Source organism: Janthinobacterium tructae (assembly GCF_006517255.1).
GTDB classification, from domain to species: Bacteria; Pseudomonadota; Gammaproteobacteria; order Burkholderiales; family Burkholderiaceae_D; genus Janthinobacterium; species Janthinobacterium tructae.
In genome coordinates this window covers 5,763,839-5,780,106 of the sequence record NZ_CP041185.1, presented here as the reverse complement: position 1 = coordinate 5,780,106, position 16,268 = coordinate 5,763,839, and the positions used below count along the sequence as shown (strand labels likewise).

Here is a 16,268-nt window from a genome sequence, read left to right as displayed (position 1 = left end):
TACTTAGAATTTGTGTGCCAGGCCGATCTGGTACGAAGTCAGCGACTTGACGCGCTCGCGGCCAGCGTAGGCGTACACGTCGGTACGCTTCGACAGGTGGTAATCGTAGCCGACGCCGAATTCCTTGATGGTGTCCTGATCCTTGACCTTGTTGTTGCTTTGCTCTTGCTTACCGTACGACACTTTGGCATCGCCGCCGCCAACCGTGTAGTTCAGGCCGATCAGGTAGGACTTGAATTCGCCGTTGGCAGCCACCTTGGTGTCGCCTTTCGAGTAGGCGGCCGTGATCTTGGCCGGGCCGAATTTATAGCCGCCACCGATGGACCACAGATCAGGCTTGGCGGCCGTTGCCGTTGCTTGCACGGCTTTCTCGTAGCCGGCGTGCAAGCTGATCGGGCCATTGTCGTAGGTTGCCAGGCCGATCACGCCTGCGTCAGCGCTGTTGACTTCGCTCAGTACGTACTGCAGGCTGCCCACGAAACCTTCAAAGCTTGGGCTGTTGTAGGTCACGGCATTGTTCACGCGCGACGAGCCGACGCCCGAACGCAGCAGGGTTTCATTGTTCTTGCCAACCACGCCGTAGGTGTTGAATGGGTCGACGCGGGCGATGGTGCCATCGACCAGATTCTTGGTGCGGCCCAGAATGGCGGTACCAAACGCGCCTTTCAAACCCACGTAAGCTTGACGGTCGAACAACACACCCTTTTGCGCGCCGGTGTCGGCCAGGAATTCACTTTCCAGGTTGAAAATTGCGGACAGGCCGCCACCCAGATCTTCCGTACCCTTGAAACCGAGGCGCGACGCATTGTTTTCGCGTTGCACCGTCGGCTGGCCAGTGGTCTTGGCGATACCGAGGTCAACCAGACCATACACGGTAACGTTCGATTGTGCTTGCGCCGTAGCTGCTGCGAAGGTGCCGATGATCAATGCTGCCAGAGTAATTTTTTTCACTTGAGATTCTCTACATTAGGTTGGACAAGTTGAGCTGCTGCTGAGCTGCTTAGCTGCTGAACCGAATCATGCCCACGAAATACTTCAACAATATGACATCGACAATATGTTGCTTTTTGGCACAACATCGTGTCAGATAAAAACAACAGGCGAAAAAAAACCGCCCGAGGGCGGTTCATACGGCGTGAGGCCAATTTACCTCAGGTCGGATTAGCGGGGCAAGGCCACGCGTAATCCGACAACCTTGTTGGCAAGGCGGCGGTGTCGGATTACGCGGCTGCGCCGCTAATCCGACCTACCATATAGAAAGATCAGCTTTATTTCAGACGGCAGCTCAGCAGCCAATAGTATTCCAGGCGCTTCATGCGGATTTCACGGGCCGAGTGGGCAAACTTCTTGCGCAGATGACTATCCGACGGGAAATTCTTCAGCACTTCATAGCGCTCGCCGGCATCCGTCGTGCGGAACTGGTGGGTATTGCCCAGCAAGTCAGTGCGCGCGATGACCGTGCTGCTGCCATCAACATAAGAATTGTCGATCAGCACCAGCAGGATGTCCTTGCCCAGCTTGTTGCGCAATTGCTTCAGGTATTTGTCCTGGTCTTCGCGCTTGACGTGCGACCACCAGAAACCGGCGAACACAGCCGTAAACTTGCCCAGCAAGTCATCGGGCAAGTTGAATGCGTCGAGCTTGGCGAAGGTGACGTTGTCGGGCAAGCCGCGGGCTTGGGCCAGCGCCAGCATTTCATCGTTGATATCGGTGGCCAGCACGGACTCGGCCGACTCGGCGACCACTTCCGTCCAGTAGCCGGTACCGCAGGCCAGTTCCAGCACGGTGTGGCCTTCGAGCACGTCGGCAACCTTGTCGCGCAACACTTCCAGGTCTTCCTGGCGTTCGGGCTTGTCATAGACGCGCTCGTACTGCTGCGCGATGGTGGCGTAATATTTGGCAAGCTGATCGGTAATCATTGTTTCTTCTCTTCTTAAATAATCTTGGCCAGGCACATCGCCCGGCCGACTTCATGCATTGTTATAGTTCGTAGTGCTCTTTATCACCGCTCATCGCCTGCTCAATGAGCTTGCGGTTCAGGGTCGGCGTCAGCAACTCGATAAAGGTATAAATATAGCTGCGCAAATACGCGCCCTGCTTGACGGCCACGCGCGACACATTCATGCCGAACAGGTGGCCGACAGGGATGGAGCGCAAGCCTTTGTCGCGTTCGGCATCAAAGGCCATACCCGCTATGATACCAATCCCCATGCCCAACTCGACATAAGTCTTGATGACGTCGGCATCGATGGCTTCCAGCAAGATGTCCGGCTTCAGGCCGCGCAGCACGAAAGCGTGGTCGATCTTGTTGCGTCCGGCAAACGCGCTGTCATAGGTAATCAGGGGGAAGGCAGCGATTTCTTCCAGGGTTACGGACTTCGATTTGAGCAGCGGATGGTCGACCGGCACCACCACCACGTGCTCCCATTGATAGCAGGGCAAGGTAATCAGGCCATCGATGGCGGCAATCGATTCCGTGGCGATGGCAAGATCGGCCTGGTCGCGCTGCACCATCTCGGCGATCTGGCGTGGGTTGCCTTGCAGCAAAGATAAGCGTACCTTGGGGAACTTCAGCATGAAGGCTTGCACCACCTTGGGCAAGGTGTAGCGCGCCTGCGTATGCGTGGTGGCAATGGTAAAGCTGCCGCTGTCCTGCGCCGCGAATTCCTTGCCGATGCGCTTCATGCTGTCGATTTCCTGCATGATCAGCTCGACCGATTCCAGCACCAGGCGGCCCGGCTCCGTCAAGCCGCGGATGCGCTTGCCGTGGCGTGTAAAAATATCCACGCCCAGCTCTTCCTCCAGCTCGATGATGGCTTTCGATACGCCCGGTTGCGACGTAAACAAGGCCTTGGCGGCATCCGTCAGGTTATAGTTCTGACGAACCGCTTCGCGCACGAAGCGCAGTTGATGGAGATTCATTGCTGGTTTGCCCTAGATTGCCGTAATTTACCGAGTTTCCGCCCTACCCATGATTTTGCGTTCATGCATATACGCATATCGCATATAAGCAAATGCGTACTAAGTAGTTTGGAATAAACACTAAGTTTATTACTATTGCGGGTACTTTGGGGGTGCAAGCATGACTTTGTCTTATATAGTCTCAGGATTTGCCGTAGGATTACTCGTAGGAATGACCGGCGTGGGCGGCGGCTCGCTGATGACGCCGCTGTTAACCCTGCTGTTTGGCGTACCGCCTTCCGTGGCCGTGGGCACCGACCTGGCGTTCGCCTCAATCACCAAGAGCGCCGGCACCCTGACGCACCGCCTGCGTGGCACCATCCGCTGGGATATCGTCAAGCGCCTGTGCATCGGCGCCCTGCCTGCCGCCGTCGTCGCGACCCTGGCGCTGAAATCGTTCGGCACCCTGTCGCCGGAAATCGGCCAGATCATCCGTTACTCGATCGCCGCCTCCGTGCTGCTGACCGTCGTGGCGCTGATCTTCAAGGGCCGCATGCTGGCCTGGATCAACGCGCACCCTGAGAAACAATTACAAGGCAACAAGCTTGCCGCCGCGACCATCATCGCCGGCGCCGTGCTGGGCGTGCTGGTGACGGTCTCGTCGATCGGTGCCGGCGCCATCGGCGCCACCTTGCTGGTGATGCTGTATCCACGCATGACCTCGGCCGAAGTGGCGGGCACCGATATCGCCTACGCCGTCCCCCTGACGGCCATCGCCGCCCTGGGCCACTGGTGGCTCGGTTCCATCCACTGGGAATTGCTGGCCTCGCTGCTGGTCGGCTCCCTGCCCGGCATCACGCTCGGCTCCTGGGTGGCCCGCTCCGTGCCGGAACAGTTTTTAAGAGTGCTGCTGGCGATGACCTTGACCGGCGTGGCAATAAAGCTAATCTATTAAAGACAAGAGCAGTATCCACAACATCATCCCAGGCAGTCTTCCAGTACCCCGGCTTTTTTAGGAATTGATATGTACCATTACGATCAGTACGACCACCTCATCATCAAAGAGCGCATCGCCCAGTACCGAGACCAGGTTGCGCGCCGTATCGCCAATGAACTGACGGAAGAGGAATTCATCCCGCTGCGCCTGCAAAACGGCCTGTACATGCAACGCCACGCCTACATGCTGCGCATCGCCGTGCCGTACGGCTTGCTGTCGTCGACGCAGATGCGCATGTTCGCGCACATCGCGCGCAAGTATGACCGCGGCTATGGCCACTTCACCACGCGCCAGAACATCCAGTTCAACTGGATCGAACTGGAACAGACTCCCGATATCCTGACCGACCTGGCTTCCGTGGAAATGCACGCGATCCAGACGTCCGGCAACTGTATCCGTAATACAACATCGGACCCGTACGCCGGTGTCGCCGCCGATGAAATCATCGATCCGCGCCCGTATGCGGAAGTGTTGCGCCAGTGGAGCACCTTCCACCCCGAGTTCATCGCCCTGCCGCGTAAATTCAAGGTCGCCATCAATGGCGCAGAGGAAGACCGCGCCGCCATCGCCGTGCACGATATCGGCTTGACGGCCGTGCGCAACGCCGCTGGAGAGGTGGGCTTCAAGGTAATGGCCGGCGGCGGCATGGGCCGCACGCCGATACTGGGCAGCGTCGTGCGCGACTTCCTGCCATGGCAGCATTTGCTGACGTACATCCAGGCCATCATGCGCGTGTACAACCTGCACGGCCGCCGCGACAACAAATACAAGGCGCGCATCAAGATTCTGTTGAAAGCCATCGGCGTGGAAGAATTCACGCGCCAGGTGGAAGCGGAGTGGGTCGATTTGAAGGATGGTCCGGAAACATTGACCACCGAGGAAATGCAGCGCGTGGCGGACTTTTTCAATCCGCCCGCCTACCTTGCCCTGCCGGAACTCGACTACAAGGCCGAACACGCGGACAACAAGGCGTATGTGAACTGGCTGGCGCGCAACGTCAAGCCACACCAGCGCCCCGGCTATGTCGCCGTGGTGCTGTCGCTCAAAAAAACGGGCGTGCCACCGGGCGACGCGACGGCCGAGCAGATCGATTTCGCGGCCGATCTCTCCGACCGCTACAGCTTTGGCGAACTGCGCGTGACGCATGAGCAAAACCTGGTGCTGGCCGACGTCGAGCAGTCAAAACTGTTCAAGCTGTGGCAGGAAGCCAAGGCGCACGGCCTGGCCACGCCGAACATCGGCTTGCTGACGGACATGATCTGCTGCCCCGGTGGCGATTTCTGCTCGCTGGCGAACGCCAAGTCGCTGCCGATCGCGGCCGCCATCGCGGAACGCTTCGACAGCATCGACTTCCAGCACGACATCGGCGAGATCGAACTGAATATTTCCGGCTGCATCAATGCCTGCGGCCACCATCACGTGGGCAGCATCGGCATCCTCGGCGTCGACAAGGATGGCAGCGAATGGTATCAAGTGTCGATCGGCGGCGCGCAAGGCAACAACGCCGCCATCGGCAAGATCATCGGACCATCGTTCTCTTCCCTGCAGATGCCTGAAGTCATCGGCCGCCTGCTGCACGTCTACGTGCGCGACCGCCACGAAGGCGAGCGCTTCGTCGATACGGCCCAGCGCCTGGGCCTGGCGCCGTTCAAGGAACACGTATATGCAACGCCGATCACGGTCGGCAACCTGGTGGGAGAAGACGAATATGTTTGAAGTACGCGAAGAAATCATCAAGAACGCCGCCGTGGTGCCAAATACCTGGGGCTTGCTGCGCCTCGATGAAAACGACACGCCGGAAACGGTGGTCGTGCCTGCCGGCAAGGTCATCGTACCGCTGCCCGTGTGGCAAGCCCAGCGCGATACCCTGGCCGCGCGCCTGCCCGACATCGGCGTCTGGCTGGCCAGCGACGAGCGCCCGGAAGAACTGGCCGCCGACGTGGCGCAACTGCCCGTCATCGGCGTGGACTTCCCGAAATTCACGGATGGCCGCGGCTATTCCATCGCCTTCAACCTGCGCGCCCGCCTGGGTTTCCAGGGTGAATTGCGCGCCATCGGCGACGTGCTGCGCGACCAGCTGTTTTCCATGCACAGGGTAGGCTTTGACGCTTATGCGACGCGGCCCGACCGCAGCATCCATGACGCCCTGAAAGGTTTATCGGTCTTTTCAGAAACCTACCAAGCCTCGTGGGATCAGAAATCGCCGCTGTTCCGCCGCCACCAGCGCGAAGGCCAGAATCCTGACCTCGACAACGCGGCCGGCATCTGAGGACCAATCATGAGCGATTTGACTTCTTTGATTGACGCCACCGAGCAAACGCTGACACGCATCGCCGCGGAATTCTCGCCGGCCGTGTTCGCGTCCAGCCTGGCAGCCGAAGACATGGTGCTGACCGACATGATTCTCAAGGCAAAGCTGCCAATCGGCATCTTTTCCCTGGAAACAGGCCGGCTGCACCAGGAAACCCTGGCCGTGCTCGACAAGGTCAAGGCTCGCTACGACCACGACATCACCCTGTACCGCCCGCAGCCCGCAGCGGTGGCCGCCTACGTGGAACAGAATGGCCTCAATGCGTTCTACAACAGCGTCGAGATGCGCCGCGAATGCTGCCGCATCCGCAAGGTCGAGCCGCTGGGCCGCGCCCTGGCCGGCAACAAGGCCTGGGTCACGGGCCAGCGCCGCGCCCAGTCCACCACGCGCGCCGAACTGCACGTGCAGGAAGACGATCCGGCGCACGCGATGACAAAATTTAATCCGCTGGCCGACTGGTCCGAGCAGGATGTGTGGGACTATATCCGTGCCAACGACGTGCCCTACAACGCGCTGCACGACCAGGGCTACCCGTCGATCGGCTGCGAACCGTGCACGCGGGCCGTGCAGCCGGGCGAAGATGTGCGCGCCGGACGCTGGTGGTGGGAAAACCCGGACTCCAAGGAATGCGGCCTGCACATGGTGGACGGCAAGTTGATACGCATCAAATCCGTGGCAGCCTGAACAGACACAACAGACTCAGCAGAACAAGAAAGTACACCATATGAGCAATATTTTGAACCAGCGTCACCTCGACAGCCTTGAATCGGAAGCCATCCACATCCTGCGCGAAGTGGCGGCCGAATCGGCCAATCCCGCCCTGCTGTTCTCGGGCGGCAAAGATTCCGTCGTCCTGCTGCGTTTGGCTGAAAAAGCCTTCCGCCCAGGCAAGTTTCCATTCCCCCTCGTGCATATCGACACGGGCCACAACTTCCCGGAAGTCATCACGTTCCGCGACAAGAAAGTGGCGGAACTGGGCGAGCGCCTGATCGTCGGCTCCGTCGAAGATTCGATCCAGCGCGGCACCGTGCGCCTGCGTAACCCGGCCACGGATTCGCGCAATGCGGCGCAAGCCGTGACCTTGCTGGAAACGATTGCCGAATACAAATTTGACGCCTGCATCGGCGGCGCGCGCCGCGATGAAGAGAAGGCCCGCGCCAAGGAACGCATCTTTTCCTTCCGCGACGAATTCGGCGCCTGGGACCCGAAAGCCCAGCGCCCCGAATTGTGGGATTTGTATAACACGCGCGTGCATCCGGGTGAAAACATGCGCGTCTTCCCCATCTCGAACTGGACCGAACTGGACGTGTGGCAATACATCGCCCGCGAAAAGCTGGAATTGCCGCCGATCTACTTTGCGCACGAGCGCCAGGTGATCCCACGCAACGGTTTATTGGTGCCGCTGACCGATCTGACGCCGCCACGCGAAGGCGAAACGGTGGAAACGCAAGTCGTGCGCTTCCGCACGGTGGGCGATATCTCGTGCACCTGCCCCGTCTCGTCCGATGCGGCCACGGTCGACGCCATCATCGCCGAGACGGCAATCACGCAAATCACGGAACGGGGCGCCACCCGCATGGATGACCAGACTTCCGAAGCCTCGATGGAAAAACGCAAGAAAGCAGGGTATTTCTAATGAACGCAGCAATCTCCAACACCACTCTCACCGACAGCGTTGAACGCGGCATGTTGCGCTTTATCACGGCCGGTTCCGTCGATGACGGCAAGAGCACCCTGATCGGCCGCTTGCTGTTCGACAGCAAGGGCATCTTCGCCGATCAGCTCGACGCCATGTCGCGCTCCAAGCACAAGCGCACGGTGGGCGACACGGTCGACCTGTCGCTGCTGACGGACGGCCTGGAAGCGGAACGCGAGCAAGGCATCACCATTGACGTGGCCTACCGTTATTTCGCCACGCCGAAACGCAAGTTCATCATCGCCGACACGCCGGGCCATGAACAGTACACGCGCAACATGGTCACGGGGGCGTCCACGGCCGACGCCGTCATCATCCTGATCGACGTCTCGAAAGTCAAACTCGGTGACGATGGCAGCGTGGAGCTGTTGATCCAGACCAAACGTCATTCGACGATTGCCCATTTGCTGCAGATCGAGCACGTGGTCGTCGCCGTCAACAAGATGGACCTGATCGACTACGATGAGACGGTATATAACCGCATCGTCGCTGCCTACCGCACATTCGCCCAGTCGCTGGGCTTGAAGGACATCACGCCGATCCCGCTGTCCGCCTTGACGGGCGACAACGTCGTCGAACGCGGCGACAAGCTGGGCTGGTACACGGGCCCGACCCTGATCGAACTGCTTGAATCGCTGTCCGTCTACGACGAATCGCACGACACGCCATTCCGCTTCCCGGTGCAGCTGGTGGCGCGCCACAATGGCCACGAAGCAAACGACTTCCGCGGCTACATGGGCCGCATCGAGGCGGGCAAGGTCAGCATCGGCGACACCCTGGTGGTGCAGCCCTCGGGCCAGACGGCAACGGTCAAGGATATCGTCACGCTGGACGGCTCGCTGCCAACGGCCGTGGTGGGCCAGTCCGTCACCTTGCTGCTCAATGAATACCTCGATATTTCGCGCGGCGACTTGCTGGCCAGCAGCGAGCGCCCTGCCACCCTGCTGAAAACAGTAGTGGCCGACGTGTGCTGGCTGTCCGAAGACGCGCTGGACCTGCGCCGCAAGTACTGGATCAAGCACGGCACGAAACAGACGGCGGCCAAGGTGACGGCGATCGATTCGATCCTCGACATCAATACGCAGCAGCGCCATCCGGCCGAAGGCTTGAAGCTGAACGACATCGCCCGCATCAGCCTGAACGTGCAGCAGGCGCTGGCAGCCGACGCGTATGCCGATATCCGCGCCACGGGCGCGTTTATCCTGATCGATGAAGTGACCCACCAGACGGTCGCGGCCGGTATGGTTCGGCTGTAAGCCGCGTTTCGACCAAGAAAGGCAGCCATATGAACAGCTCCCCATCTCTCCCTGGCAAGGTCTACCTGATCGGTGCCGGCCCCGGCGCGCAAGATTTGATGACCTTGCGCGGCGCGCGCCTGCTGGCGCAAGCAGACGTCGTGCTGCACGACGCGCTGGTGACAAGCGAGATGCTGGAGCTGTGTCCCCAGGCGCAAAAGATTCTGGTCGGCAAGCGCTGCGGCCAGTTGTCGACGGCGCAAGCCTTCATCAACAAGCAACTCGTCGACAATGCGCGCAAGCACGCCCTCGTCGTGCGCCTGAAAGGGGGCGACCCCATGCTGTTCGGCCGTGCCGACGAAGAGCTGCGGGCGCTGGAAGAAGCGGGCATCGCCGTCGAAGTGGTGCCCGGCATTACCACGGCCCTGGCGGCGGCCGCCGCCACCTTGCAACCGCTGACCAAGCGGGGCGTCTCGCGCAGCGTGGCCTTCTTTACCTCCAGCACGGCGCCGGGCGAACCTGAGCAGACGCGCATTCCCGACTGCGATACCTTGGTGCAATACATGGGCGGACGCGAAGCCATCGCCACGGCGCAGCGCCTGCTGGCCCAAGGCCGGCACATTGACACGCCCGTGGTGGTGATTGAAAACTGCAGCCGCCCGGACCAGCGCATCGTACGCCTGACGCTGAGCGCCCTGGCGCATGGCCTGGGCGACACCCACGGCCCTGTGCTGGTGATGCTGGGCGACGCCATGGCCATGCGCGCGCACCAGGCCATCGAAGATGAGGCTGCTGTTCTGCTGCGCCATGCCTGAATAAATACACCGTATTTTACCGACTTTAAAGTCAGTAACCGACGTCTTCAAAAGAAACATGATACGATGCACCCGCATCTTTTCTCGAGAAGTTGTTGCGTGATAGCAATAAAATTGCGCTACACCCCGCCATAGCGCTTGCTGTGCGGCATCCCCGCTGACGGGAACCGCGCAGCAGTCTCCCCGAAAAAAGCTGCGCCCGCAGGCTGCAATATCGCGCCGCGCAACTTTAGCCTTACGATCACACATGAATTTCACTTCCGTGCGCGAAGCCCTGACTTCGCTCAGCCGCAGCAATGCCGGCGTCGCCAGCGCAGTACTCCTGAGCATGGCTGCCTCCATCGCCCTGTGGACGGTGTTTCCAGATATCGACGATGAAAACCATTTACTGGAATGGCTGCAGGCGCTGTTCCTGGCCCTGGCCTGTACGGTGCACGGCGTGCGCGCATGGCAAGAGCCTGACCGCCAGTCCCTGCGTTTCCTCATGCATGCAGGCTTGTCGGCCCTGCTGTTCGGATTCCTGCTGCGCGAACTCGATATCGACCAGTTCGGTACGGCACCGGCCTGGGCACAGCTTGAAAAAGCCCTGCGCGTGGTGGAATTGCTGATCCTGATACGCGTGCTGATTTTCTTCGCGCCGCGCGCGCGCAAGGTGTTTTCCCTTGCGCCGCAGATTTTCAGCATGCGCATCACCATCCTGACAGCCATCGGCGGCTTGCTGATGGTCGCTGGCTGGCCTTTCGACAAGAAGGTATTTCACGGCATGCCGGACGCTTACGCGCTGCTGGGCGAGGAAGTCTTCGAACTGGGCGCCTATTTGCTGCTGTTCCTCGCGTCGCTGTCCGACACCACGGCCGCCGCCCGCATCAGCCTGGCGCCAAACAGGAAAGCGGCTTAAGCGCCTTCGAATGAGGATGGCAGCGGCAGCAGCCGCTGCAAGGTCGCGGCCACGCGCAGCAGGCGCGGATCGTCATCGTCGGCCTCGTCGCAGGTATCGTTGATGCAGAAAAACGGCAAACGGCCGAAACGCGCCGCCAGCTCCTCGAGCTGCCGCGGCGCATCCACGTCGCCACTGGCAATATGCAGCGGGTCGAGCATGCGCGAGCGCGCCACGCCCTGATGCACCATCCAGCGCGGCACCAGGTCGGGCAGCAATGCCGGCACCTGCCAGGAACGGAACACCGTCGCGCGCACGCTGGCAAACATGGCCGGCGCCAGCCCTTCCAGTGCATGCAGCGCGCTTTTCAGCATGGGCCGCGGCGCATGCGCATACAGGCGCGGTTCATGCCGGTAATCGGCGTACTGCGCCGACAACCATTGCCGCGACAAGGTGGCGCAATTCACGGGCGCCGCCACGTCGGCGCGCAAGTCCTGCAAATCGGGCTGCAGCGCGCTCTCCGTAAACACACTCAGACGCCCCTCCCCTTCCCCGCCAAACCAGAATGCGGGCTCGAACGGCGCGCCAAAAAATACGTCGTCGTTCAGGTACAGGAAGCGTTCGGACAAGCCGGGAATATGGTGCAGGTACGATTCGATATGGCCGGAGTCGAACACGGGCAGGGAGGCGCCGGGCATCAGGCTGGCATGGTCGATCACCGTCAGGCGCGGTGAAACGCGCAGCCAGTGTGGCACTTGCCGGTCCGTCAGCAGGTAGATGTGTCCGTGGCCGGGGAAGAAGCGCTCGAGCGCGCGCAGGTTGTAGCGCAGTTCGCCGTTGTCGCGATAGCGCCCCGCCACGTTGCCGTGCAGGGCCAACTGGCCGGGATGCGCCTGCGCCCAGGCGGCATAGGCGTGCTGCCGGCGCGTGCGCCAGGCGGGATCGGCGCCGTCAACCCACAGGTAGACGATGTCGATGTCGATGCCGCTCAAGGCAGAGGGCTGGAGCCTGGCGCCGCCACGCAGTAATCGGCGATGGCGGCCAGTACACTGGCGTTCTCACCCACCGCCTCGACCACCTTCAGGCGCAGTGCCGGATGCTGCTGGCGCAATTCTTCCAGCAACAGCGGCAAGTCGCGCAGCACATGCCCGCCCTGCCCCAGGAACACGGGCACCACGGTAACGTCCAGGATGGCGCCGGCGGGCAGCTCGGCCAGCAGGGTCGCCACCAGTTCGGGCAGGCGCGGCGTCATCAGCTCCAGGAAGGCCAGGTGCACGCTGGTGCCGGGCATGCGCGCCTGGCTCAGGTCACGCAGGCGCTCGAAGGGCGCGGCCCACGATGCGGCGCGCGCGCCATGGGCAAACAAGATCAGTGCCTGTTGCACGTTCGTCTCCATTAGTGTCTTTCCACCCACCACAAGGCGCCCAGCGCCAGCAGCAGATACAGGGTGCTCGGCGCCACCGCCGTCAGGAAGGCCGGCCAGGTACTGAGCAGCCCAAGATGCGAAAACAGCGTGTTGACCAGCATGAAGCTCACGCCGATCATGATGCCGATGAAGATCTTCAGGCTGATGCCGCCGCTGCGCGTGTGCATGTAGGCGAACGGCAGCGCCAGCGCCATCAACACGAAGATGGCCAGTGGATCGATCAGCTTTTTCCAGAAAGCGATGCGGAAACGCTCGGTTTCCTGCTTGTTCTCGGCCAGGTGGCGCGTGTACACGGCCAGTTCGCTGGCCGACATGCGCTCGGGATCGGAAGCCGACACCGTCAGGATCTTCGGCGTCACTTCCGACGTCATGTCCTTGCTGGCGCTCTGTACCGTGCGCACCAGGCTCGTTTCCTGCCCAAAGTAGTTCGCCAGCTTCGGTTCGAAGCCGGGCGAGGTCGCCGCGCTGTTCGAGAACGAGGTTTCCGTCACATCGGTCAGGCGCCAGATATTATTGCCCTGATACGTCGCCCCCTTGGCCACGGTCAGGGTGCGCAAACGCATATCGGTATCAAATTCATACAGCTTGACGTTTTTCAGCTGGCCGTCCGGACGCGCTTCGCCCACATTAAAAAAGCGCGAACCGGTGACGGTGCCCGTCAGGCCGTCGCTCTTGACCATGTCCTTGGTCCACAGGCCCGAGCGAAACTCGCTCGACACGGCCGCGCCGCGCGACGTCAGCTTGAGGCGTTCGGCCAGCGGCTCGGTACGCGGCGTGATCAGCTCACCAAAGATGAAGGTGATGACCACGAAGACGATACCGATGCGGAACAGGAAACCGGCCGCCATCGCCGTCGACATGCTCGAGGCGCGCATGATGGTAAATTCGGAACTGGCCGCGAACTGCGCCATCGTGTAGATCGTGCCGATCAGTGCCGCAATCGGCATCACCTCGTACACATGCCCCGGCACCAGCACCAGCACATACAGGAAGGCATACTGGATGGTGTAGCCGTTGCGGCCCACCTTCGGCAGCTCGCCCGTCAGGTCGATGAAGGCTTGCAGTGCCAGGAAGGCCAGCAGCACGAACAGCACCGCCTGGAATATCGAGACCGCAAAATAGCGCTGTAAAATCTTCATTTCGATACCGCTTTACTTGGTTTGCCGGCGCGCCGCGCGCGCTTGAAGGACGCCAGCAGGACCAGCGGATGATAGCGGTGATTCACATTCAGGCGCCACACGAACAGCGCCACCACGGCCAGTGCCGCCAGCAGGTGCAGCGGCCACCAGGCCAGGCCGAATGTCAGGCGCCCCTGTTTCACGCTCGCTTCGACGACCTTGATAAGATTGCTGTACGTAAAGAAAATCAGCAGGGCCACGATCAGGTTGGCCGAACTGCCGGCGCGCGGATTGACAAAGCCCAGCGGAATGGCCAGCAGGATCAGCATCAGGCCGATCATGGGCGCACTGACGCGCCACAGCAATTCAGCCATGGTGTAGGGATTCGGATCGGCGATGAGCGCCATGGTGCTCATGGCGCGCACGCCCAGTTCCGCGCCCAGTTCCTGCTGCTTGCTCTCGATGCGCATGATGTACTGCTCGAATTCCATGGTCTGGAAGTCCGCCTGCGTCGGCACGCCCTGGTAGCGGCGGCCGCTCTTGAGCACCAGGAAGCGTTCGCCCTTGGCGTCGGTATTGATCACGCCTTCTTTGGCGACGACGACGACGGCGCTGCCTTTTTCATCGACGGTATTGACGAAGACGTTCTGCACCACATTCTTCTCGCCACTGACGCCCTCGACGAAGAAGATGCGGTTGCTGCCGGCCGATTCGCGGAACTGGCCCGGCGTGACTTTCTGCAGGTCTTCGCGCTTTTCAAAGCGCGCCACGTATTCATCGCTTTTCTTTTGCGCCCACGGCGTGGCGTACAGGCTCAGGACGCCGGTGGCCAGCACCAGCGGCAGGCCGAAGCTGAGCACGGGCCAGATCCAGCGCGACAGGCTCAGGCCGGAGGCGAACCACACCACCATCTCCGACTCCTTGTAGCTGCGCGTGACGACCATCAGCACCGAAATGAAACCGGTAAGGATGATGATGGTGGGCAGCTGCATCAGGGCGGAAAAAACCATCAGCGACATGACGTCGGCCGACGCAATCTTGCCGCCCGCCGCCTTGCCGAGAATACCGATCAGCATCCAGGTGAGCAGGATGCTGAATAAAACAGTGAAGGTGGCCCCGGCGGCACTAGCCAATTCACGTCGAAGGGCGCGTTGAAAGATCATTCGGAGTTTATAATTCGGGTCAGTTAGTTGAGTAACACGTTACTAGTAAATGAAAACGGAGAACCAAATGGACTTTAGCATAAAAGCATTCGATACCAAGAGCACCCTCGGCACGGCCAAAAGCGGATGCATCGCGGTTGCGGTATTCGAAAACAAAAAACTGTCGCCAGCGGCAAAATCGCTGGACAGCAAGGGTGCGATTTCGGCTGCGCTGAAGTCCGGCGACATCAGCGGCAAGCCAGGCAGCACCTTGCTGCTGCGCGCAGTCGATGGCGTCGCCGCCGAACGTGTTCTGCTGGTAGGCATGGGCAGCGATGAAACTGTCAGCGAAAAAAGCTTCGCTACCGGTGTACAAGCGGCCCTCAAGGCTTTCGGCTCGCTGGGCGCTGCGGACGCCATTATCGCATTACCGCTGACCGAAGTGAAAGAGCGCGACATAAATTGGGCAATCCGTTGCGTGGTGCAAGCCGCCCACGACAGCGAATACCGCTGCGACTCGCAAAAAAGCAAAAAAGATCCGGCGCCAGCAGGCGTGCGCAAGATCGCCCTGGCGGCGCCGGCAACGGCAGCCACGCGCGGCGCGCTGGCGCAAGCCATCGCCATTGCCAACGGTTCCGACCTGACGCGCAAGCTGGGCGACCTGCCTGCCAACGTCGCCAACCCGACCTACCTGGCCAACACGGCCAAGCAGCTGGCCAAGGATTACAAGTTCGAAGTCGAAGTGCTGGACCGCAAACAGCTCGAAGCGCTGAAAATGGGCAGCTTCCTGTCCGTCACCAACGGCAGCGAACAGCCGCCAAAATTCATCGTCCTGAAACACATGGGCGGCAAAGCAAAGGATGCACCAGTGGTCCTGGTCGGCAAGGGCATAACCTTCGACACGGGCGGCATTTCGATCAAGGCCGGTCCTGGCATGGATGAAATGAAGTACGACATGTGCGGCGCCGCCTCGGTACTGGGCACCTTCCGCGCCATCGGCGAAATGAACCTGAAGCTGAACGTCATCGGCGTCATCGCCGCGTGCGAAAACATGCCATCGGGCCGCGCCACCAAGCCGGGCGACATCGTCACCTCGATGAACGGACTGACCATCGAAGTGCTCAATACCGACGCCGAAGGCCGTCTGGTGCTGTGCGACGCGCTGACCTACGCCGAACGCTTCAAGCCGGCAGCCGTGGTCGATATCGCCACCCTGACGGGCGCTTGCGTCGTCGCCCTGGGCCACCACAACAGCGGCCTGTTTACGCGCAGCGACGCAGCGCATGACCTGCTGGCCAATGAACTGCTGGCAGCGGGCAAACAGTCGAGCGACACGGCATGGCGCATGCCGATCGAAGAAGCCTACAACGAGCAGCTGAAGTCGAACTTCGCCGACCTGGCCAACATCGGCACGCCAGGCGGCGGTTCGGTGACGGCAGCGGCGTTCCTGGAAAACTTCACCAAGAAGTACACCTGGGCGCATCTGGACATCGCCGGCACGGCATGGAAATCGGGCGGCGCAAAAGGCGCGACCGGTCGTCCAGTGCCCCTGCTGACGACGTTCCTCATCAACCGCGTCTAAGAGAACGCCAGGCCAAACCTGCTGCGCGGGGCTATTGGCGGCCGGCGATGCTCGCTGTACATAAAGTACAGCTGCGCTTCTCGGCCACCACTAGCTCCCGCTCGCTACGGTTTTGTCAGGCGTCGTTACGTAAGAAGACAGCCGCCACGGTCACTGACCTGGCGGTTT

General features: G+C 60.9%; 16 protein-coding genes. 9 read left to right on the top strand and 7 right to left on the bottom strand.

Translation table 11 applies throughout. From position 1 onward, the window contains the following. Positions 1 to 3: 3 nt before the first annotated feature. From FJQ89_RS25435 to FJQ89_RS25425, 3 genes are all read right to left on the bottom strand, one after another. Positions 4 to 951 carry a porin gene (locus tag FJQ89_RS25435; protein WP_141172201.1) on the bottom strand — a complete coding sequence of 316 codons (948 nt, stop codon included), beginning with the start codon at positions 949 to 951 and terminating at the stop codon, positions 4 to 6. 317 nt (positions 952 to 1,268) lie between these two features. Next, positions 1,269 to 1,919: a class I SAM-dependent methyltransferase gene (locus FJQ89_RS25430; RefSeq protein ID WP_141172200.1), complete on the bottom strand. Its 651-nt coding sequence runs from the start codon at positions 1,917 to 1,919 to the stop codon at positions 1,269 to 1,271. 61 nt (positions 1,920 to 1,980) lie between these two features. Then, positions 1,981 to 2,922, bottom strand: a complete 942-nt coding sequence (locus FJQ89_RS25425) for a CysB family HTH-type transcriptional regulator (protein WP_071078844.1) — start codon at positions 2,920 to 2,922, stop codon at positions 1,981 to 1,983. A 160-nt stretch (positions 2,923 to 3,082) separates the two neighbouring features. Here FJQ89_RS25425 and FJQ89_RS25420 point away from each other — a divergent pair, with 160 nt between their 5' ends. The 8 genes from FJQ89_RS25420 to FJQ89_RS25385 all read left to right on the top strand — a co-directional run bounded on the left by FJQ89_RS25420 (position 3,083) and on the right by FJQ89_RS25385 (position 10,853). Next, on the top strand, positions 3,083 to 3,856 hold the full coding sequence (locus FJQ89_RS25420) for a sulfite exporter TauE/SafE family protein (RefSeq protein ID WP_141172199.1): 774 nt from the start codon (positions 3,083 to 3,085) through the stop codon (positions 3,854 to 3,856). Between the two features lie 69 nt (positions 3,857 to 3,925). Then, positions 3,926 to 5,614 carry a nitrite/sulfite reductase gene (locus FJQ89_RS25415; protein WP_096234405.1) on the top strand — a complete coding sequence of 563 codons (1,689 nt, stop codon included), beginning with the start codon at positions 3,926 to 3,928 and terminating at the stop codon, positions 5,612 to 5,614. Then, entirely contained in the window at positions 5,607 to 6,167 is a 561-nt protein-coding gene (locus tag FJQ89_RS25410) for a DUF934 domain-containing protein (protein ID WP_141172198.1), read from the top strand. Before FJQ89_RS25415 ends, FJQ89_RS25410 begins: the two co-directional genes overlap by 8 nt. A 9-nt stretch (positions 6,168 to 6,176) precedes the next feature. Beyond that, the gene (locus tag FJQ89_RS25405) at positions 6,177 to 6,893 is read left to right on the top strand and encodes a phosphoadenylyl-sulfate reductase (RefSeq protein ID WP_141172197.1); all 717 of its coding nucleotides are present in this window, start codon (positions 6,177 to 6,179) and stop codon (positions 6,891 to 6,893) included. A gap of 40 nt (positions 6,894 to 6,933) precedes the next feature. Next, entirely contained in the window at positions 6,934 to 7,845 is a 912-nt protein-coding gene (gene cysD, locus FJQ89_RS25400) for a sulfate adenylyltransferase subunit CysD (protein ID WP_099760183.1), read from the top strand. Further along, positions 7,845 to 9,161: a sulfate adenylyltransferase subunit 1 gene (locus FJQ89_RS25395; RefSeq protein WP_141172196.1), complete on the top strand. Its 1,317-nt coding sequence runs from the start codon at positions 7,845 to 7,847 to the stop codon at positions 9,159 to 9,161. Before cysD ends, FJQ89_RS25395 begins: the two co-directional genes overlap by 1 nt. A 29-nt stretch (positions 9,162 to 9,190) precedes the next feature. Then, entirely contained in the window at positions 9,191 to 9,955 is a 765-nt protein-coding gene (cobA, locus tag FJQ89_RS25390; RefSeq protein ID WP_141172195.1) for a uroporphyrinogen-III C-methyltransferase, read from the top strand. A gap of 247 nt (positions 9,956 to 10,202) precedes the next feature. Beyond that, positions 10,203 to 10,853, top strand: a complete 651-nt coding sequence (locus FJQ89_RS25385) for a hypothetical protein (protein WP_141172194.1) — start codon at positions 10,203 to 10,205, stop codon at positions 10,851 to 10,853. Here FJQ89_RS25385 and FJQ89_RS25380 read toward each other — a convergent pair. The 4 genes from FJQ89_RS25380 to lptF are packed head-to-tail and all read right to left on the bottom strand — an operon-like array spanning position 10,850 to position 14,539. After that, on the bottom strand, positions 10,850 to 11,824 hold the full coding sequence (locus FJQ89_RS25380; RefSeq protein WP_141172193.1) for a stealth family protein: 975 nt from the start codon (positions 11,822 to 11,824) through the stop codon (positions 10,850 to 10,852). The two genes, FJQ89_RS25385 and FJQ89_RS25380, sit on opposite strands and share 4 nt — an antisense overlap. Beyond that, positions 11,821 to 12,228 carry a sirohydrochlorin chelatase gene (locus FJQ89_RS25375; protein WP_141172192.1) on the bottom strand — a complete coding sequence of 136 codons (408 nt, stop codon included), beginning with the start codon at positions 12,226 to 12,228 and terminating at the stop codon, positions 11,821 to 11,823. The genes FJQ89_RS25380 and FJQ89_RS25375 overlap by 4 nt, the downstream gene beginning before the upstream one ends. Further along, positions 12,228 to 13,397 (bottom strand): LPS export ABC transporter permease LptG, encoded by a 1,170-nt coding sequence (lptG, locus tag FJQ89_RS25370; protein WP_096234398.1) that lies wholly within the window; start codon positions 13,395 to 13,397, stop codon positions 12,228 to 12,230. Before lptG ends, FJQ89_RS25375 begins: the two co-directional genes overlap by 1 nt. Then, a complete protein-coding gene (lptF, locus tag FJQ89_RS25365) occupies positions 13,394 to 14,539 on the bottom strand; it encodes an LPS export ABC transporter permease LptF (protein WP_141172191.1) in 1,146 nt (381 codons plus the stop codon). The genes lptG and lptF overlap by 4 nt, the downstream gene beginning before the upstream one ends. A gap of 67 nt (positions 14,540 to 14,606) precedes the next feature. On the opposite strand from lptF, the gene FJQ89_RS25360 reads away from it, so the two are divergent. After that, positions 14,607 to 16,100, top strand: coding sequence for a leucyl aminopeptidase (locus FJQ89_RS25360; RefSeq protein ID WP_141172190.1), 1,494 nt, complete (start codon positions 14,607 to 14,609; stop codon positions 16,098 to 16,100). Positions 16,101 to 16,268: the final 168 nt, after the last annotated feature.